Annotated in this window: 4 protein-coding genes; 1 reads left to right on the top strand and 3 read right to left on the bottom strand. The window is 61.0% G+C overall.

Features of this window, described 5'->3' with window-relative positions; genetic code table 11:
* Positions 1-4 precede the first annotated feature (4 nt).
* Positions 5-1,156, bottom strand: coding sequence for a DegT/DnrJ/EryC1/StrS family aminotransferase (locus AB7828_RS01430; RefSeq protein WP_441229193.1), 1,152 nt, complete (start codon positions 1,154-1,156; stop codon positions 5-7).
* Positions 1,157-1,233: 77 nt separating this feature from the next.
* On the bottom strand, positions 1,234-2,244 hold the full coding sequence (locus AB7828_RS01425; RefSeq protein ID WP_441229192.1) for a Gfo/Idh/MocA family protein: 1,011 nt from the start codon (positions 2,242-2,244) through the stop codon (positions 1,234-1,236).
* 274 nt (positions 2,245-2,518) lie between these two features.
* Between AB7828_RS01425 and AB7828_RS01420 the strand changes: the two genes are divergently transcribed.
* Positions 2,519-3,010: a hypothetical protein gene (locus AB7828_RS01420; RefSeq protein ID WP_441229191.1), complete on the top strand. Its 492-nt coding sequence runs from the start codon at positions 2,519-2,521 to the stop codon at positions 3,008-3,010.
* Positions 3,011-3,131: 121 nt separating this feature from the next.
* Here AB7828_RS01420 and AB7828_RS01415 read toward each other — a convergent pair whose 3' ends face one another.
* Positions 3,132-20,939, bottom strand: a complete 17,808-nt coding sequence (locus AB7828_RS01415; RefSeq protein WP_441229190.1) for a T1SS-143 repeat domain-containing protein — start codon at positions 20,937-20,939, stop codon at positions 3,132-3,134.
* Positions 20,940-21,130: the final 191 nt, after the last annotated feature.

Raw genomic sequence — 21,130 nt, 5'->3', positions numbered from 1 at the left:
CAAATCAGGCCGCCAGTGCGTCGCGCACAGCCTGAATGACACGATCCTGGGTGGCCTCGTCGAGATAGGCATGAACCGGCAAGCTGATGACATCGGCCGACAGCGCCTCGCAGACCGGCAGGCCGCCATCGACGACCGGATAGTCCTTATAGGCAGTCTGCATATGCATCGACTTCGCGTAATAGATCGCGGTCGGCACGCCCTGCGCCTTCAGCGCATTGGCAAAGGCGTCGCGGTCGGTGCCCTTCGGCAGACGGATTACGTAGCAGGCCCAGATCGACGTATTGCCTTCGGCGACTCGCGGCACGGTGACGAGGTTACCGAGGCTGCGGGCGTAGCGGTCGGCTACTTTGTTGCGGGCGGCGATTTCGTCGTCGAAGATCTTCAGCTTTTCCAGCAGCACCGCGGCCTGGATGGTGTCGAGGCGGCCGGTGATGCCCAACCGGACATTGTCGTATTTGTCCGAGCCCTGGCCGTGGATGCGAATGCTGCGCAGGTCCTCGGCGAGCTGGTCGTCATCGGTGAAGATCGCGCCGCCGTCGCCGAAACAGCCGAGCGGCTTGGCCGGGAAAAAGCTGGTGGTGGTGGCCAGCGCCGAGGTGCCGACGCACTTGCCCTTATAGGTCGCGCCGAAGGCCTGCGCGGCGTCCTCCAGCACGAACATGCCTTCGGCCTCAGCGATGGCGTTGATCGCATCGAGATCGGCGGGCTGGCCGAACAGATCGACCGGGATGATCGCCCGGGGCTTAAGACCGGCCTTCCTGGCGGTGGCAATGCCACGCTTCACGGACTCAGGGTTGATGTTGAAAGTGACTTCATCGACTTCGACAAATACGGGCGACGCGCCGACCAGTGCCACGGCCTCGCCGGTGGCGCAGAAGGTAAAGGACGGGCACAGCACGGCGTCGCCCGGGCCGATCTTCTTGGCCATCAGCACCATCATTAGCGCGTCGGTGCCGCTGGCGCAGCTGATCACATGCTTGGCGCCGCAATATTTGGCGAGTTCTGCTTCGAGCCTGGCGACTTCCGGACCATTGATGAACTGGCAGTGATTGAGCACGCGGGTAACCGCCTCGTCGATCGACGTGCCCAGCCGCTGACGCTGCGCATTGAGGTCGATGAAGGGAACGGGGTCGATGCGGGTGTGCTGGTTCATGATGCCTGGCCTGCAGAGTGTCGTGTTGAAGTCTGGATATTGGACGCCGGCGTATGCATGCGCCGGCCGCGCTTGCGTCAGCCAACCACCTTGCGGGGCGCCGGACGCGTCGCCGTAGCCGCGCGCTTCTTTGGCGCTTCCAGGCACTGGATCGCGATTTCGAGGGAGGCAACGCCCTCCTCGCCCGTCACCGCCGGCACGCCACCAGTCCGCACGGCATCGAGAAACGCCATCAATTCGGCACGCAACGGCTCGTCCTGCCCGACCGGCAGATGGCGCATCGAATAGCTGCCATCGGTCTTGAAGCCGAAACATTCGGTAACCTGCCGGGTCAGCAGATCGCCCATCACATATTTGCCGCGCGTTGCGACCGTGACGGTGCGCGCCTTGAACGGCGTCAGCCAGTTGGTGTTGATATGAGCGAGTACGCCGGATGCCGTGCGGAACTGCAGCAGCGCGATGTCTTCGCGCTCGGCGACGGCGGAAGCCAGCTGCGGCTGCACCTCGACGATGTCGCTCTCGGTGAACCAGCGGATCAGGTCGATGTCATGCACGGCGAGATCGATGACGACGCCAACATTGGACATGCGCGGCGGGAACGGGCCGACGCGCGTGATGCCGATCGACAGAATGTCCTCGCCCTCGATCGCCTTCTTGATGGTGGCGACGGCAGGGTTGAAACGCTCGACATGGCCGATCATCAGAGTCACGCCAGCCTTTTGCGCGGCCTCGACGATCTCGCGTCCCTCTTCCACGGTGGACGCAATCGGCTTCTCGACCAGGACATGGATGCCCTTGGCGATGCAGGCGAGCGCGACTTCGTGATGCAAGTGAGTGGGCGCTGCGATGGTCACGGCATCGACGCCAGCGGCCAGCAGCGTGTCCAGATCAGCAAAGGTCTTGCAGCCGATCAGTTTCTCGGCGCGGGTGCGATGTTCGAGCATGGGATCGACGATGCCGACCATTTCGATGCCGGGCAGCCCGGCCAGCACGCGGCCATGATTGGTGCCCATGACACCTGCGCCCACGACGCCGACACGCAGCGTGCGCACCGCATCCTTCGTTGCGGAAGTTTCTTTCGACACCATTCAACAAACCTCAGAATTCTTAAGAGCCGGCGCGGCGATTCACCATACTGGCGCCGTAGGTTCTCCTAGCATGTCCGCCACAGATGTGGCGATTGCCCCGCGGAGCTACCCAAACACGTTTTGATTCAAAGAATTACACCAAGTCGTGAGACCGGCCAACCGCCCCTCGTCGACCCGGCCCGCGGACCTGCGATCCATTGATATGACAGCACTTTTGCTGCATCCTTGGGATGTCGCGACGCGCTGTTATCACCTGCCAATCGAGAGAAATTCCATGTTTCGCAAGCCGGTTGTCGCGCTGAGTCTCGTCATAAGCACTCTGGCGGGAACCGGTGCCGGAACCGCCGTCTGGGCGCAGACGCCCTCGCCCACGCCGCCTGCCGCGACACCGTCTGTCGTCGAGCGGACCGCCAAGGGCCCGACCGCGCGTAATTTCCAGGTCGGCGTTTATCTCAACGTCCAGCCGGACTGCACCTCGGGCACCCTGCCCGCCTTGCGCATGGTCACCCCACCTGCGAACGGCACCGTCAGCATCAAGCGCGGCAAGGTGAGCGCCACCAATTACAAGCAGTGCCTCGCTTTGGAAGTGCCAGGGTTCATCGCCTTCTATCAATCGAAGGCCGATTTCGTCGGCAGCGACGAAGTCACCATCGAGGTGAAGTATCCGGCCGGGCGCACGGAGGTGCAGCGGATCAGGATCGATGTGGGCGGGAGTGGCGGAGGTGTGCCCGCGGGGCCGAAGGCTCCTGCGGGGCAGAAGATCTGACAGACAAGTCCGATCTCACTGGCTCGTGCGGCCATTCCTTCATTTATAACACCCATTAAATAAAATCGCCGGAGGTTATCCTCCGGCGATTTTTGTTGTGCCTTCCCGGCTGTCGCAAAAATCAGGCTGCGTTCGTCAATTGACGGGCCTGGCTTTCGAGCTGGACCAACACATGGTTGCTGGCATCGCTGCTGAGGTGGAAGTCTGCAGTCGAATACTGTCCGGCAAATGCGATGTTGGCCGTGTGAGCGCCATCCGTCACCGTCAGAACACCACCGGTGCCTTGAGCGTTTTCGGTGTAGTTCACCGAAGCCGTGCTCCCGAGGATGTCGGCGAGATCAATGGTGTCGTTGCCATCGAAGCCGGATACCAAGCCGCCGAAGTCGGCCGAATGATCGAGCACCAGCGTGCCTTCGGCCGTGCCATCGAACAGGATGTGCTCGTTGAACACACCGCCGAGTTCGATGCTGGCATGGCCTGACAACAGCGCTGAACCACTGCCGGTTACATTGCCATCGAAGTCCAGGTCGCCGCCGTTAGCCCACACCAGACCATTGTTGACGACATCACTGTGCACATTGAGCCCACCGGTGCCGGTCGCTTCCAGCGTGCCGGTGTTGATCACCGCGTTGTCGCCGGTGTCGATCACCAGCGCATTGCTGCCGTCGGCAACGATCGTGCCTTCGTTGACCAGTGTGAGATGGCCATCGCCGAGCTGGCCCGCGCCGGAGATAGTGTTGTCGACATTGGTCAGCGTGACATCGTCGGCGCTGCCGAAGATGACATTCGACGAACTATCGGACAGCGTTACCGTTCCGCCACCGAGCAGCGTGAGACCACGCTGCACAATCTCAAAGGCGGTTTCACCACCGGTCGAAGCGAGGTGGATGCTGCCGGTGTTGTCGAGCACACCGCTGAACGGCATCAGTGCACCATTGCTGAGTACGATATCGCCCGCATTGTGCGTGAGTGGGGTCTCGTTGAACAGGAAGTCGTCCGCGCTGAGCGACGCAGCACTGACGCCGTTCAAGGTGATCGTTTGACCATCGCCGAGCGTGATGATGGCGTTACCTGCCGCATCGGTGCCGAGATGCGCCTGAACGTCCGCGAAGCTCGAGAAGCCGGCGAAGCCGATCAGATCGATCTTGTCGTGCACCGTATCGAAGTGGTGCACAACGTCGGTGCCGATCTTGTTGGCGAACACCAGCGTATCGGCGCCGCTCGACGCGGTCAGCGTATCGTCGCCCGACCAGGCGAAGATCGGCGCACCCTTGGCATAGGCTTCGACATTGTCGGCGACATAGGCCGTGCCGGTCGAGCCGTCGGCGTTGGTCCAGGTTTCGGTGACGTGGAGAACCAGCGCGCCGGTGTAGCCGTCGGGCGATGTGACCGACAACGACGACGGATCGCTGGTCAGGATCGACCAGGTGCCGTCGGTGTTGAGCGTGCCCTCGCTCAGGGTCCAGCCGGCGGCGAGACCGGCGATGGTGAGCGAGACCAAGCCGACGTGATCGGTCGGAGCGGTCAGTGCGAGGTTGATGGCTTCGCCGGAGGTGCCGGCGGGAGCAACCGACGTTTTTGTTGCTGAGGTCGTATTGCCTGCAAGATCGGTCGCAACCACTGTTATGAGCTGACCGGTCGAGAAGTTGGTGCTCGAAATACTCCAGCTGCCTCCAGGGAAGGTCGTATCGCTTCCAAGGCTAGTGCCTCCACTATTCCTTGTGGCGACCACCGACGCCATTCCGGAACCGGAGTCGCTCACTGTACCCGACAGCAGATCCTGTGAATTATCTGCCGTCGTAAACGCTAACGTAGGCGCGGTCGTATCGACCTTGTAGTTGCTGTTATCCGTCACGCTTGCGGCAGTCAGCGTCGCGTCGTTGCCGGCCGCGTCGCGGATCGTGCCTCCGTTCAGGCTTAGCCCATTGGTATTGATGCTGATGCCGTTGCTGTCGTTCTGACCTGCCACGACCGTGTAGGTGAACACCAAAGTCGAGCTGCCGCTGCCCGATGCGTAGTTCGCCTGCACCGTGGTGCCGTTGATGTTCAGCCCCAGTTGTGGCGTGCCGGTCACCGTCACAACCTCACTCATGTTGACGGTGATGCTCACAACATCGCCGGCATTGAGATAGCCATTCTGGATACCGGTCGCGCTGGTGATGGCCTCGCCACTCACTGTCGGCTTGGTCGTATCGATCGTCACGTCATTGGCACCGCTGGCGGACAATGCCCCAACGTTACCTGCAACGTCCGTAGTTGCAGCCCTCAAGTTGTAGGACGACCCGTTGGTCAGCGTCGGCGTCGTGATATCGACGAAGCCAGCGGTGATATTGGCGCCCGTCAACGTCACCGCACTGCCCAGCGCGGTGGTGTTGCTCGAGAGCTGTACCGTGTCGCCCGCGACAGCCCCTGTACCCGTCAGGCTGACGTGCACCACAAGCTGCGTATCGTCGCTGAACGCGCCGTCTGCCAGGTTCGTGCTCTGGATATTACCGACATTGTCGATAACGCTAATGCTCGGCGCACTCGGCGCCGTGGTGTCTTCCGTCACTGTCAACGTGCCGCCCTGGGTACCGGTGTTACCGGCCTTGTCGACCAACTGCACAGTGAAGTTATGCGCACCATCATCAAGGGTCGTGAGGACGATGTCCTTAACGCCACCGACACCGCCGCCGGCGCTGTTCCATTGGCTGCTGCCATTCAGATCGCTTGCCTGGACGGTGTAGCTGCCCACCACGGCGTTACCGTGGTTGGTATCAATGATCTGGATGACGTCTCCAACTGACATTGGGATACCGTTAAGATGCCCCACCGTGATGGTCGGCGTCGTAATCTTGGTGATGTTGTCGCTGTTGCTGGCACCCGCGCTGTCGCTAGCGTCGGTCAGATCCAGCGTCGTTCCAGCCAGGCTGCTGGGGGCCAAGGTGTCGATCGTCAGTGTGTAGTTGGCGGAAGCAGCACTGACGTGTCCCGCGATATCGGTCGCGGTCGCGGTGATGGTGGTGTGCGTGGTCGACGACAACGCATGCCCCGCATCCGGCGTAAAGGTCCACGCGCCGTTGGCGTCTGCCGTGGTGGTGCCGAGGACCGTGGCGCCGTCCTTGACCGTGACGGTCGAGAACGCCTGCGCCGTGCCGACGAAGGACGGCGTCGTATCGTTGGTGATGTTGTCACCGATCGCACCGCTATCGCTGGCGGCCGTGATACCGGTGATGACGGGAGCTCCTGGCAAGCCGTTCACCGTGACAGTAACGTCCTTGGTGACGACGCCGCCATGATGATCGTCGAGCGTCAGCGTGTAGGTTTCGTTGACACTTTGGCCGACGGCGAGACCCGCAATCTCGGAATCCTTGACCACGAAGGTCCAATTCACCTGGTCGGTGGCCTCGTCGACTGTCGCGGTCATGTAGCCGTAGGGGTTCACGGTCTTGCTCGCCACCGACACCGTATGCGTGTTGTCGGTCAGATCGACGTCGCTGAAGCTGATCGACCCCTGCGCGACTTCGGCCCGCACCAGCGAGACGCTGTCGATGCGCAGGTCCTGGTTCTTCGCGTCGAAGGCAAAGGTCAGCGCGTCGGAGTTGCCATCACCCGTGACCAGATAGGTATAGGGCGAACCAACGCCGCTATCGGTGTTGGTATTCTGGATGCCGCTCAACGAGATGATCTGCGAGCCGGCCCACGAGACCTTCAGCGTCGAATCCGGGCTCAGCCCATAGGCTCCCGCATAGTCGAACGCCAGCAGATAGTGCTGACCGGCGACGGTGCTGATCGACTGCGAAATCGTCGCGATGCCTTCTCTGGTTGCAGGGTTGGTGCCATAGACGTCGAAATTCCAAGTGTTGCCGCTGGCAAAATTGAACGTGCTGTCAGCCTGCGCGTAAGTATTGGGCTGCGCCACCACCGTCCAGCCGCTGGTATTGCCGGTATCGAATCCGCCATTCGTCAGCAGATTGCCCGTCGGCAGGGTCGATTGCGCCACGACCCCCGTGGCGGTGCCCGATCCGAACACCGGGGCGTCGTTGACGCCGGTCAGCGTCACCGTGACTTCCTTGATGGACGTGTTGGCGTGGTCGTCGGTAACCGCGACTTCATAGGTCTGGGTTACCGTCTGTCCGGCCGCGAGGGACTGCAGGGCGCTGTTGCTGGCCGAGAAGTGCCAGCCGATCGAGTCGGTGCCACTCGTTTCCGTTACGCTATCGAGGCTGAACGTGCCGAGATAGGCCGTCCCTGCAGAGTTGAGCGCGCTGCCCTGCGTGAAGCTGGCCGTATGGGTGTCGGCAGCCTCGTCGGTGAAGTGCAGCACACCAGACGCGGTCTGCGTTGTGTTGGCGGTGAACTTCGTCACCGAAACGTCGTCGAGGCGCATCGACGTATAGTTGGGATCGTTGCCGATGAAGGTCAGCGTGTCGTTGCCGGTCCCGGTCACCGTGACCTTGTATTCCTTCCAGCCCCCGGTTCCATCGCTGGCAGCGGCGATCGTATTGCCGTTCCACTGCACGTAGAGCGTCGCAGTGGTCGAATATTCCAGGACCCAGAAGTCGAGGAGATAGCTTGTGCCGGCAGTGGTCGGGATCGCGGTCTGGCTGAAGCTTTCATTGCCGCCGTATTCGACCATCCCCAGGAAGCCCGAGCTTGTGTGGTTTGCATACCAAGCCGGGCTCCAGAAGCCGCCGGAACTGGATGGCGTCCAGTTCGCGGCAAAGGAGTTGGCATAGTCATAGTTTTCGAAGTTGCCGTTCTGGATAAGGGTCGCGCCCTGTGTTGTTCCGGCATCCTCAACCACGCCGCCTGCCACATCGCTGGTCGTAAAGGCCGGTGCGTTGTTGGCACTAATCACGGCCACCGTCTGCGCAGTGGTTGCCGTGGTGTCGTGGAAGCCCTGGCCATCAATATAGGTCGCATAGGCCGAGATTGCGTGCCCTGCGTCGCTTGACCCAAGCGTATAGGAAGAGGACGTCCCGCTCGACACCTCGGTGCCGTCACGGAGCCAATGGTAGACGATGCTGGATTCTGCACCGTCAGGATCGGCACCGAGCGTCGCATTCAACACATCACCAACCTTCGGAGCGGTGGCGGTCTGGGTCGTATCGGTGATCGAGATCGTGGCCACGCCGTCATTCACCGGTGTCACGGTGAAGGTGAAGGCCTGATTCACCGGCGTCGAGTTATCCTCGTTGCCGTCCTCAACCTTGATCTGGAAGCTTGCCGAACTGGCCTCGCCCCCATTGTGGAAGAACTTCACCTGACCCGCAGCAAGCTCGGTGCCCGTGAACGTCGTCGCCGTCACGCCGTTGACCTGGAGCGTACCGTTGACGAGTGACGACGCGGTGAAGGTCACGCCCGACGCAACGTCGTCCGGATCCGAGAAGCCGAGATCCGCGGCAACGATCGTGTAGGTGCCACCTTCGGCCACGGTCGCGGTGTGATCGCCGGTCAGCACCGGTGCATCGTTGGTGCCGGTAACCGTTACCGTCACCGTCTGGATTGCCGTTGCGCCGTGTTCATCCGTTACCGTCGCGGTGAAGAGCTCTGCGACGTTCTGCCCAGCAGCCAGAGCCTGGACTCCCGGCAGGCTGTTATTCAGCGTGTAGGTCCACTTGCCGGTCGCATCGATCGCGATCGTGCCATAGGCTGGCGTACCGGAAATCGTCCAGCTTTGCGTCGCATCATTGTCGATGTCGGTAGCGGTCAACTGGCCGCTGACGGCATTGACCGTGGCGTCTTCCACGACCGTTCCCTTGGCGTCGCTTGCGACGGACGTAATCACCGGCGCATCGTTGGTGCCAATGATGGTGAGATACCCGATCGCCGACGTCAGCGCGCCATGACCATCGTCGATCACATATGTGAAGCTGTCGGTATGGGTTTGCCCCACGGCAAGCTGCTGCAGAATTTTGATATAGATCGAATTCTGATCCGCCGGATCGTAGGTGGCGGGATCATAGGTGATCATGCCCGTTGCTTTATCCAGCGTGAGCTTGGCTCCGGCGCCGGACATCTCGCTGACATAGGTCACCTTGAGCGTGTCACCCTCGGCATCCGTATCATTGGCAAGCAGCAGGCTGGTCGAGAACGTCGTGATGGCATTCTGGGGCACGCCCGCGCCAAAGAGGTTGTCGTCATTTGCAACAGGCGCATCATTGGCGCCGTGGATGGTGACAGTCACCACCTGCGGCGTGCCATCCGTCGTCTTCACTGTGAAGGTGTCGGTCAGCGTCTGAGCGGCACTCAGCGCCTGAACGGTCACGTTGCTATTGTCGAGCGTGAAGGTCCACGCGCCACCCGAGGTCATCGTATAGGTACCGTAACCGTGGGCCGTGGCGGTTGCCGTCGTCACCGCCGTGAAGGTGTTAGCAGCATTGTCGACGTCCGCGTCGGTCAGCGTGCCGGTCGCCGTCGGCGTGCCAACTGTACCGTTATCGACGCCACCAGCCTCGATCACACCGCCGGTGGTCGTACCCGAGATCACCGCGGCGTCGTTGGCGCCGTTGATGGTGATTACCAGCTGCGCGGTGTCGGTCAGATTGCCTGTATCTTTCACAGTATAAGTGAAGGTTTCAGTCAGTGTGCCGCCGACATTCAGCGCCTGAACCGCCGGGAGGCCGTCATTGAGAACGTAACTGTAGGTACCATCGGCATTCAGCGTCAGCGTGCCATAAGTGCCTAGCAGCGACGAACCAACCGTGCCGGACGTGCCGCTGCCAGCCTCCGTGCCGGTGCGAATGGACGAAACGACCAGCGATGCGCTGGCAGTCTCCGCATCAGTGTCGTTGCTCAGCACATTGCCGGTAGCGTTGCTGCCGCTGGTGCCGTTGGCCACGCCGCCCTTTTCGGTCGCCGTGCCGGTGTCGTTCACCGCCAGCGGTGCGTCGTTGACGGCAATGACGTGGACGACAGCCGTTCCGGTGTTGGAATTGTCGTGTCCGTCATTGACGGTGATCTGGAACGAGCGATCCGTCGTGGATGGATTCTCGCTGGTGCTGGCGTATTTCACCGCCTCGATGGCCAGCTCATAGGCCGCCTTGGTCGCGGCCCCGCTGAAGGTAATGGTGATTGCGCCAGCGAATTCCGCCACCAGGTAGGACACACCGTTCACGGTGCCGGTCGAACCGTTCGACAGAGCCGTGCTGTTGATCCAGAGCTGATCACCGGCCTGCTTGTTGGTCAGGACAACCGTGGCCGACGCCATGTTTGCATCGTCGACGTCGGACAGCGTCGCGTTGCTGATAATCGCGACCGCCGAGCCGTTCTCGGTAAAAGTCGGCTCGTTGCTGTAGGAGATATTGACGTTATCGAGATAGACGTAATCGTTGTCGCCAAGCCCACCCGACGCCACAAAGCGAATCGTCGTTGTGCTCGAACGGTAGGCTGAGAGATCGATGCTGGCGCTCAAGAAGCCATTGTCATCGAAGTTTCCACCACCGATCACAGCAATCTGCGTGAAGTTCACGCCATCGGTCGAGACCTGCACGAAAACCTGGTCACTCGAACTATCGAGATCAACGCGCCGATAGTCGAAGGTCAGCGTGGCCGACGACGTCCCGCTGAGATCGACCGTGCGTTGCAAGGATGAATTTGAACCGTCGCTATCACCCAGTCGGACGTAAGAGTTACCGCCGCTGGATGAAATTCGGATGTCGCCGTTGCTTGATGAGTTGTTGTCACCGACTTCGGTCCAGTTGGTGGTCCACAGGTTCGGGCTGCCGGTCGAGCCGGTATAGCCGCCGCTCTGGAAGCCATCGCCGATATCGTCGCTGACACCATTGGTCACGGTCAGCACAGGCGCGTCATTGGTGCCGGCGATCTTGATCGTCACGCTGGTCTGCGTGCCGTCCGCTGCGCTCACCGTGAAGGTGTCGGTATAAGTCTGACCGACCTGGAACTCGTCATGGGCGTTGTTGGCGGTGTAGGTCCATGCACCTGCAGAGGTGATGGAGAACTTGCCATAGGTGCCCGAAACATTGTTCTGGGCAACAAAGGTCGCAGGATTGTCGACGTCAGTGATCGTCAGCGAGCCCGTGGCGCTGATGGACGCAGCCGAATTGGTCTCCGTGAGGTTCACCGTTGCGGAAGACACAACTGCAGCGTCGTTGGCGCCGTTGATGGTGACGTCGATCTGCTTGGAGGTGCCGTCCGCCGTTGTGACGGTGATCAGGTCGTGAAGCGTGCCGCCGTTGTTCAGGCCCTGAACCGTGCTGTTGGCGTTGTTCAGGTTATAGGTCCAGGCGCCGTCGGCATCGATCGAGAAGGTGCCGTAGCTGGTCGCGACATTGCTCTGCACCGTGAAAGTCGCAGCATTGTCCACATCGGTCGCGTTGAGATCGCCGGTCGCGGTCGGGATTCCGGGCGTAGCGTTGGCAACGCCGCTCGCTTCCGTCACCGAGCCTGTGACGTTACCGGTGATGACAGCTGCGTCGTTGGCGCCATTGATCGTGATCACGAGCTGGGCTGTGTCGGTAAGACCACCCGCATCGCGCACCGTATAGGTGAAGGTTTCGGTGACAGACTGACCGACGTTCAGAGCCTGGACCGTGCTGTTCGTTTCCGTGACCGTGTAGGTGTAGCTGCCGTCGGAATTCAGCTTGAGGCTGCCATACTGGCCAGCCAGTGACGAACCGACTGTACCTGCAGTACCCGTACCGGCTTCCCCGCCGGTGCGAACGGCGGAAATGACCAGCGAGGACGTCGTGTTGTCGACATCGCCGTCGTTGGTCCGCACATTGCCCGTCGCAGTGACACCGCCGCTGCCGTTGCTGACGCCGCCCTTTTCGGTGGCGCTGCCCGTATCGTCGGTCGCCACCGGTGCATCATTGGCACCGTTGATGGTGATCGTGAGCTGGGCGGTGTCGGTCGCACCGCTCGGATCCCGGACCGTATAGGTGAAAGTATCGGTGATGGTGCCATTGACGTTCAGTGCCTGCACCTGCGCATCGGTCTCGTCGATGACATAGGTGTAGGTACCGTTGGCATTGAGCACCAGCAAGCCATGCGCGCCGGTCAGAGTCGAACCGACGGTCCCGGTGCTGCCGGCGGTGCCGACGCGCACGCCGGAAACCACCAGCGAGGTCTGGAGATCATCGACATCGCTGTCGTTGCTCAGCACATTGCCGGTGGCATTGCTGCCGCCGGTGGCATTGGCAACGCCGCCCTTCTCCGTAGCCGAGCCCGTGTCGTTGATGGCCAGCGGTGCATCGTTCACCGGCGTGACATGGATGGTGACAGTCGACGTATCGGACAACGCCGGGCCACTGCCGTCATTGCCACCGTCGTTGAAGGTGACGGTCGCCGTGCGATCCGCACCCGTCGGGTTCTCAGAGGTCGACTGATAGGCGAGAGCCTTCAGCACCGTTTCGACATTGCCGTCGGTGGCGCCAGCCGCGAGGCTGATCGTCATGTTTGCAGTGCCGTAACCGCTCACGGTTCCGACCACGGTGAAACCAACCCAGATGACATTGCCGACCAACGAGACGCCGCTACTACCGGCGAATACCAGCTGGTCGCCGCTGACCGCGGTCGCACCGAGCGAGGCGGTGATCGAACCGCCCACGAAGCTCGACGGGCTATCCGGATCGGTGACCGACGCGTTCGGCATCAGCTTCAGCGCGTTGCCGTTCTCCGTATAGCTGATCGAATTCGTGTCCGGCGCCAGAACCGGCGCCTCGTTTACATTGGTGACGGTGACGTTGATGGTCTGAACGGCCGTACCGCCATTGCCGTCCGACACGCGGACGTCAACCTCATAGGTGTTGTTGCCGTTGGTGCCGCCAACATCGGTCGGATTTTCGTAATCGGGCGCTGCGTTGAAGCTGAGCGCTCCGGTGACCGGATTGATCGTGAACTTCGCCCAATCCGTACCTGACGTCTGCAAGATCGAGTAAGTCGGCGTGCCACCGTCAGGATCTGTGGACGTTACGGTGGTCACTCCTGTGGTGTTCTCCGCCACCGAAACCGAGCGCTCGGAACCGCCAGCGATCACCGGCACGTCGTTGACCGGAGTGACATGAATGGTCACCGTCGAGGTGTCGGACAATGGGCCGCCGCTTCCGTCATGGCCGCCATCGTTGAAGGTGACGGTCGCCGTGCGGTCTACGCCGGTCGGATTGTCGGAGCTCGAATAGAACGCCAGGCTGCGCACGACAGTCTGCACATCAGCCACATCAGCATTCGCATTGAGCGCGATCGTCACGGACGTACCGCCGAAGCCGCCGGCCGAAATCGTGCCGATCGTCGTCCAACCGCCGAAGCCGTTGGAGACCTGCACGTTATTACCTTGCAGGCGCACATTGCTGTTGTCAGCAATCTGCAGCTGGTCGCCGGCAACGGTGTTGCCGAGGGTAACGGAGATGAAGCCGCCATTGAGCGAGGTCGGGTTGTCCGGATCGGTGATCACTGCGTTCGACAGCAGCTTCAGATCGTTACCGTTCTCGATATACGAAACTTCACGCGTTTCCGGCGTGATCACGGGCGCATCGTTCACCGGGTTGATGGTAATGGCGATCGTGTCGGTGTCGCTCTTGGCACCGCCCACGCCATTGTTACCGTTGTCGTTGGTCACGATCGTTAGCGTATCAGCGCCGTTGTAGTTGTTGGACGGCAGATAGCTCAGGCCGTTCAGCGCGGAATTGATTGCCGCAACCGTGCCTGTGACGGTTACATTGCCCGTGCCATTTCCGGTCACGGTGAGACCGCTCAGACCCGACAACGTCAGATTGCCGTGCAGCACCGACAGCGTGACGGTTTCGTTGCCACCGTTGTGATCGGCATCCGCGATCGAGATCGCGTTGCTATTGCCGGAACTGAAAACGATCGCCGTGTCTTCATTCACCACGCGCGCGGTCGGAACGGTGTTGGTCGGCGCGTCGTTCACCGCGGTGACGCTGATGACCAGATTGGCGCCGGCGGTGTCCTTATCGCCATCGATCAATGTGTAGGAGAACGTTTCGGTCGTGTTGGTCACGAGCTGGGCCGGCGCGCTGTAGCTCCAGGCGCCGGTCGAGAAGTTGAAGTTCAGGTGACCGTTGATGCCTGTGTCGATCGACAACGCATTGCCGGGGATCGTACCGGTTTCCCCGCCGCTCTTGGTGATGGTCGACGCGCCATTCCAGGTATAGGTGACGCTGCCGATCGTGATGGACAGAATCCGCCCACCATCGGCGCCGAAGTGGTCATTGCTGAGAATATTGCCGGTAACCGAGGTCGGCAGCGTCGGCGTGATGGTGCCGAGCAGCGCCGGATCGTTGGCCGTTGTGATGATCAGCGGTGAGCCGGGATAGGCGACATCGTTGAGGTCGGGATCGTTGGCGCCGATGCCGTTACCCACGCCGACGGCGTAGGACGTCATGCTCTTGCTTTGCAGGAAGCTTTCCCATGCAGCACGTTCCGTGCTGTTGAGACCGCCGCTACCTGTCGGCTGGCCATCGGTGAAGAAGTAGACCGAGGTACCGCCAGACGGAATCGTGGCGCCCTGGATTGCGGCCGTGGCGTTGTCGTAGTCCGTGCCGCCGTTCGTTCCCGGGAACGAATTGCTGTTGATATACGCGATCGCCTGCGCCTTGGTCATCCAGGACGAGGACGTGGCGTTGTCCGAGAATGTCACAATCAGAACCTGATCAGCATTGCTCGTGTTCAAGAGATTGATGGCTGCAGCCTTCGCCAGCGCAAGCCGCGACGAGAAACCACCCGAGCCATCCGGATCGTCATTCATGCTTCCGGAGCGATCGAAAGCCAGAATGATATTGCCAGTGCCGAGCGCCGGCGAGGATTCAGCCACCGTAGCGGTTTCGCCAGCAGCGGTCGGTGCGTCGTCGTTGACGGTGACCTTGAAGGATGACGTGGCCGTATCGCCGTCGCTGTCCGTTGCGGTGAAGTTGAAGGTCAGGTCGATATTGTCTTCGGTTGTCGTATCCGGATGGTCGAGCTTGCCCTTGAGCGTAAAGATGTACGAACCGTCGTTCTGGTCGGACAGCGTGACGCTGAACACTTCCGCCGTACCCGCCATGCCCTTCAGCACCGTGCCGTTGTTGCTGATGACATAGGTCAGCTCAACGCCGCCCTGAGAGAGATGCTGCGAGGTCAGCGCAGCCGTCGTCGCGCTATCGAAGGTGACGGCGCGGTCGCCATTCACTGACGCGCCATTGATGCCGCCATTGACGGAGCTGTTGCCGTCATCAGCCCCCCACGAAATGCCGAGCTTGCCGCCCACGGTCAGTCGGCTGCTGTCGGTATCGACCGTCACATCGGTGATCGGCGCAAGGCCATCATGATTTCCGGCCGACAGATCGTCCTCATCGACTCGTGATGCAGCCGGGCTGCCGATGGTCGGAAGATCGTCGTTGACGGCGACCGCAAAGGTGGAGGTCGCCTTGTCGCCATCGCTGTCGGTGGCGATGAAACTGAAGGTCAGATTGAGATTATCTGCCGTGCCGTGGGTCGGATGATCGAGGCTGTCGACAAGCGTGAAGATGTATTTACCCGAACCGTCATCCGACAGCTGCACCGTGAACACGGTCGCGCCGTTGGCCTTCGCCGTCAGCAGCGAATTACCCGAGCTGTAGCTATAGACCAGAGACGTACCGTCATGGGTCAGATGAAGCGCGTTAAGTGCCGTATTGGTCGCGTTCACATCGAACGTCACAGCGCGATCGCCGTTGACCGAGGCAGCACCGGTAATGCCGACATTGCCGAGATTGTTGCCGTCGTCGGCACCCCAGGAGATATTGAGTTTGCCGCCAACGGTCTTGCTGCTGTTGTCGGTATCGACGCTCGAGTCGGTGATGATCGACAGACCCGCCACATTGCCGAGTGAACTATCGTCGGCCTGGGCCGAGGCCGGGGTGCCGATCACCGGGCTATCGTCGTTCACTTCGACGGTGAAATTGCCGGCCGTGACATCGCCGTCCGAGTCGGTCGCGTTGAACTTGAACGACAGAGGCAGATTGTCCTCGCCGGACCGGTCCGCATGATCCAGATTGCGCGTCAGTGTGAAAATATACGAGCCGCTGTCGACGTCAGACAGCTTGACGTTGAAAATCTCTTCGCCATTCGCCTTCGCGGTCAGGGTCTGGCCATCGGCACTGATCTGATAGCTCAGCGCAGCTCCGTTATGCGTCAGGTTCAGGCCAAGCAGCGTCGTGATATTCGACGCGTCGAATGTCACGGCGCGATCGCCGGCCACCGGAGCGCCGGTGATGCCGCCATTGACGACCGTATTGGAATCGTCACTGCCCCAGGAAATGTTGAGCTTTCCGCCGACGGTGCGGTTGTTGTTATCGGTGTCGATAGCACTGTCCGTGATCAGGCTGAGGCCCGCCGGATTGCCGAACGCGTCCTCATCCGCCCGAGCCGACTCGGGTGTCCCAACGGTCGCCTTGGTGTCCGCGACTGTGATCGTGAAGGTGCGATCAACCGTATCGCCATCGCCATCGATAGCATGCGCCGTGAAGGTGAGCGTCAGGCTGCTGTCGTTACCAGCGCCGACATGGTCGAGATTCTGGAACAGCGTGGCAGCGAAGGCCGGATTGACCAGACCATTCAGCGCGACGATGAACACCGGATGGTCCACAGTGTCGCCGACCTTGTAGGCGACGAGCTCTTCATCAACACCGTTGGCCGCGAGACGCACAATGTAGGCAAGCGCAACACCGTCCGAGGTCAACCCCTGCGGAACGATGGCCAGGCCGTTGGAATCCTTTGCGAATTCAAGATGGGCCGAACCACGATCATCGGCATTCCAGTCGATGCCAAGATTGCCAAACGTCGACGAGACAGCCGGCAGCCCCGTTTCCGTGAGCGCGCCGACGTCGGCATTACCGACCAGTAGCGGGACATTATCGGTGACGACAACGGTGAAATTCGAGATCGGAGTCGTATCGCCGTCGCTGTCGGTCGCGGTGAAACCGAACGAGAGATTGAGCGATGTCCCATCGCCCGTCTTGTGATCGAGATTGTCGTAGAGCTTGAACGTGTAGCTGCCGTTGCCGAGATCCGACAGTTGCACGCTGAACACGCGTGCAGCATCCGATGGCGAGGTACCGAGATTGCCGCCACCGACCCCGATATAATTGGTGCCGTCAAAACGATAGGCCGTCAGCCCGGTGCCGTCAGCCGACAGCACATAGATCAAGGCAACGCCGTTCGAAGTCAGACCGCTCGGTGCCGTACCGGCGAGCGCGGCATCGAAGGCGACAGAGCGGTTGAACGCGCCGGAATTGTTGTCGTCCGCGCCCCACGAGATATTCAACGAAACGTCAGACAGAGTCTGAGTCAGGAAGGTATTGGAGAACTCGGTGCTGGTGCTTTCTGCAATCGTCTGATCGCCGATCTTGCCGATCGAAGGGGCATCGTCGTTGACCAGAACGGCGAATGACGTGTGAATGCTGTCACCATCGCTGTCAGTCGCACGAACTGCGAAGTTCAGCGTCACATTGTCTTCGACCGAATGCAGCGGGTGATCGATGGCGCCGGTCAGCGTGAAAGTGTAGGAGCCGGTGTCAACGTCGGACAACGCGACGTGGAAGATCTCCTGCTCTCCTGCCGAGGCGATCAGCTTGGTGCCGTCGGCAGAGATTTGATAGGTGATCACGGTGCCGTTGTGGGTCAGGCCCAAGGCCGACAGCGCGCTCACATTCGACGCATCGAAAGTAACGGCGCGGTCACCATTCACCGGCAAGCCCGTGATGCCGCCATCAACGACGCTGTTGCCGTTATCGGAGCCCCAAGAAATATTCAGCGCATTGGTGACCACGGTCACCTGACCGGCGACATCGCCGACACCGCCTGCCACGCCGTTGGCCAAACCATCTTCATCGACGATACCGACCGCTGCCGCCGTCAGGCTGACATTAGCGAGGAAGGTGCCGCTGTTATCGATGGCGCCCGTTTCCTTGAACGACAGCGTGTTACTGGTGCCATCGGCAACGACAGTCAGATCAATGGTCTGCATCGCGCCGGTTTGCGGCGAATAACTGCCAACCAGGGTGCCGTTCCAATACACTTCCAGATGTGCACCATACGGCCCCGTCGCTTCGCCGATCGCGAAAGACAGATGATAGGTCTGGCCGGTGGTCATGCCGCCAACGGTCTGGGACAGGGTCAGGTCGCCGGGCGAGGCTTCCAGATCCACCATGTGACCGCCATTCGGCAAGGTCGCGCCGAGATAGCCACTATTGACGCGCTCGAGACGGTCGCCGGTGATGGTCCAGCCGGTGACATTGGTGCTGTAGTTGCCCCAGCTCGCGACGCCCGACCAGTCGCCGGCGGAGAAGTCACCATTGATGATCAGATTGACCGGCGTGGTGACTGGCACCACTGGCGCGTCGTCGTTGATCGTCACCGAGAAGCTCGACGAGATCGCGTCGCCGTCGCCGTCGCGCGCCGTGAAACTGAACACCGGCGTCAGATCGTCTTCAACGCCCGAAATCGGGTGATCGAGATGACCCAGCATCGTGAAATTGTAGGAACCGTTGCCCTGATCGGACAGCGTGACGGCGAACACCTTGTCGCCATCGAGACGGCCTGAACCCTGATAGGCCGTCAGCGTCGTACCATCGGTCGACAGGACATACTGCAGCGCGACGCCGTTCGACGTGAGATTCTGCCCCTGAAGCGAACTGACGGCATTGCTCGCAAAGACCACCGAACGGTCGCCAGCACTGCCCGTGAAGCCGCCATCGACCACGTTATTGGCGTCGTCCGCCCCCCACGCGATGTTCAGCGATGCGGTCGCGGTCTTGGCTTCGCCAGCGAGATCGCCGGACGCATAGGTGTCGCCCGCATTGCCCTCCTCATCGACAAACTGGGGCGCAACGCCTTCGGAGGTGAAGGACGGAGTTTCGTCGGTAATGTTGACCGTGAAACTCGCTGGAACCGTCGAGTCGCCATCGCTGTCGGTCGCAATGAAGCCAAATGTCAGCGCCTGGCTGCCTTCGGAGCTGCCCCGATGGTCCAGATTGTCCAGCAAGGTGAAGTCGTAGCTGCCATTTCCGCTGTCGGACAACTGCACAGTAAAGATGGTGCGCGCGCTATGGCCTTCGGTGGCAGCAGTCGTTGCCGTCAGCAAAGTGCCCCCCGCGGAGATCGTGTAGATGATCGTCGCGCCGTCGGAAGTCAGGCCGAGGTTTTCGAGAGCGGTTTGCGTCGCAGCGGTGAATGTGACCGAGCGATCATGCGCGCCGCCCGCAGCAGTCGGATTCTGATTATCCGAACGCCAATCGATGTGCAGCGATACGGCTCCCGTATCCTTCGGCGTAAATGAACCGCCGACCACCAGCAAGGAGGGCATGTCCCCGCCACCTTCGCTCGGCGGCGTTTCGCCGTTGCCTTCGCTCAGTGTGCTTGCGTCGGCCGGACCGGTCACAACCGGCACCGTATCCGCGATCACCGCATGCAGCGTGCCGTTCACCGTATCGCCATCGCTGTCCGTCGCAGTGAAGTTGAAGGCCAGATCGATGTTCTGGAACGTGGCTGAACCATTATCGTGATCCAGCGAACGATACTGGGTGACGACATAGCTGCCGCTATTGCTGGCGTCGGACAGGGTCACGACGAAGACGACGTTGTTGGCAATTCCACCTTCGCCACCCTCGCCTTCACCGCTCGGCGTGCCGCTCTGCTGCAGATCGGCGAGGCTGGTCGGCGCGGTCGCGCCTGTATAGGCAACCAGCACAGTGCCGTTTTCGAGCAGCACGTAGTGGACGGTCTCGCCATGCGACGTCAGCGTACCAATGGCCGTTGCGCCGTCGCCGGTGGCCGTCACCTGCGTGTTGGCAAACACGACCGAGCGGTCGCCCGTTGCGCCTGTGGTCGCGGATACGCCGCCATCGACATGATCGTTGTAGCGATCGGCACCCCAGGAGATTCCCAGCGAGCCCGTCTGCGTCGCCGGATTGCCGGACAGCGGATCCGTCAGCGCGGCATCGGCAGGCGTGCCGATCACTGGCGTATCGTCGTTGATGCCGATCGGAATCGTGACGGCCACAGTGTCGCCACTACCATCCGTCGCGATCACGTTGATCGAGAGATTGATCGTGTCTTCGGTGCCGCCGATCGGATGATCGAGCGGACGCAACAGCGTGAAGGTATAGTTGCCCTGCAGCGATGAAGCATCCAGGGACACCGTGAAGACCTGATTGGCGGCGGCATTGAAATCGCCACCGACATAGCCGATCAGCACGGGCTGGCCGTTCACGGTGGTGAAAGCGAGCTGAACGGTCTGACCATCCGAGGTCAGGCCGGCGAGCGTCGGCTGATTCAGCGAGAACGCGAAGCTGCGATTCGAACCATCGGTACCGAAATCGACATTGAGCGAACCGGTCACGGACGTCGCGGTGCCGCCCGTGTCACCGGTGCCGCCGAGATTGCCTTCCGCAAAACCGTCTTCGTTCAGCGTCACAGCCGTCACGCCGCCGGGAATCGGCGACGGGTTAGGCGTCCCATCGTCGAGATTATCGAAGCCGCCACCAGTGTCTTCGCCCGTCAGCAGCGCGAGACGCGCGCCGGAGGCAGCAAGCGCGCCGACGGTCGCATCACCGAAATTCGCGCCGCCCGTCGGGCCCGTTGCACCGCCGGCTGCGGGCAGAACGGACTGATCGGTGGTGATCGGAAATGTTTGCGCGAACTGCTCGCCTGTCAGCGTGCGATCGGAGCCCATGTCGAATGCGAGATCGGTGAGCGGCTTGCCCATCGAGTCGAACACCGGATCGACAGTCACCGTCGACTGATTGTCGAAGAGGATGATGAGCTTTTCACCGACCTTGACGAAGGTCAGCTTCTCGCTCGCGATATCAGCAAAATCGAGCTTGGTGTTGCCGTCGAGATGGACCGAAATCGCCTGCCCATTTTGCGGCTTCTCGAGCTTCAGGTTCTTCGGAGACGGCGGGGTCTGCGTGGTGGAACCGGCGAGCTGCGCGAGCAATACGGGAGCGTTCATGACTACAACCTCAAGCTGATCGGACCGAAAAACGTCCAAGTCCTGCGAGGGTTAAAATATTCTTAAGAACGTAGAGACGTCAATGAATACCTGTAAAATTTGAAGCGTTTTCGTTGCATTGGTTAAGTTCAAAAATGAAACAGCGTATTAATAAAGATGAACCATTCCACAGTAATACTTCTTCTAGACAG

The organism is Tardiphaga sp. 215_C5_N2_1 (assembly GCF_052076055.1).
In the GTDB taxonomy this organism is placed as follows: domain Bacteria; phylum Pseudomonadota; class Alphaproteobacteria; order Rhizobiales; family Xanthobacteraceae; genus Tardiphaga; species Tardiphaga robiniae.
This window is presented reverse-complemented; position numbering and strand designations above follow the sequence as displayed.

Coding starts and splice junctions, on each gene's coding strand:
- AB7828_RS01415 (WP_441229190.1), bottom strand. CDS start 20,939: ATGAACGCTCCCGTATTGCTCGCGCAGCTCGCCGGTTCCACCACGCAG.
- AB7828_RS01425 (WP_441229192.1), bottom strand. CDS start 2,244: ATGGTGTCGAAAGAAACTTCCGCAACGAAGGATGCGGTGCGCACGCTG.
- AB7828_RS01430 (WP_441229193.1), bottom strand. CDS start 1,156: ATGAACCAGCACACCCGCATCGACCCCGTTCCCTTCATCGACCTCAAT.
- AB7828_RS01420 (WP_441229191.1), top strand. CDS start 2,519: ATGTTTCGCAAGCCGGTTGTCGCGCTGAGTCTCGTCATAAGCACTCTG.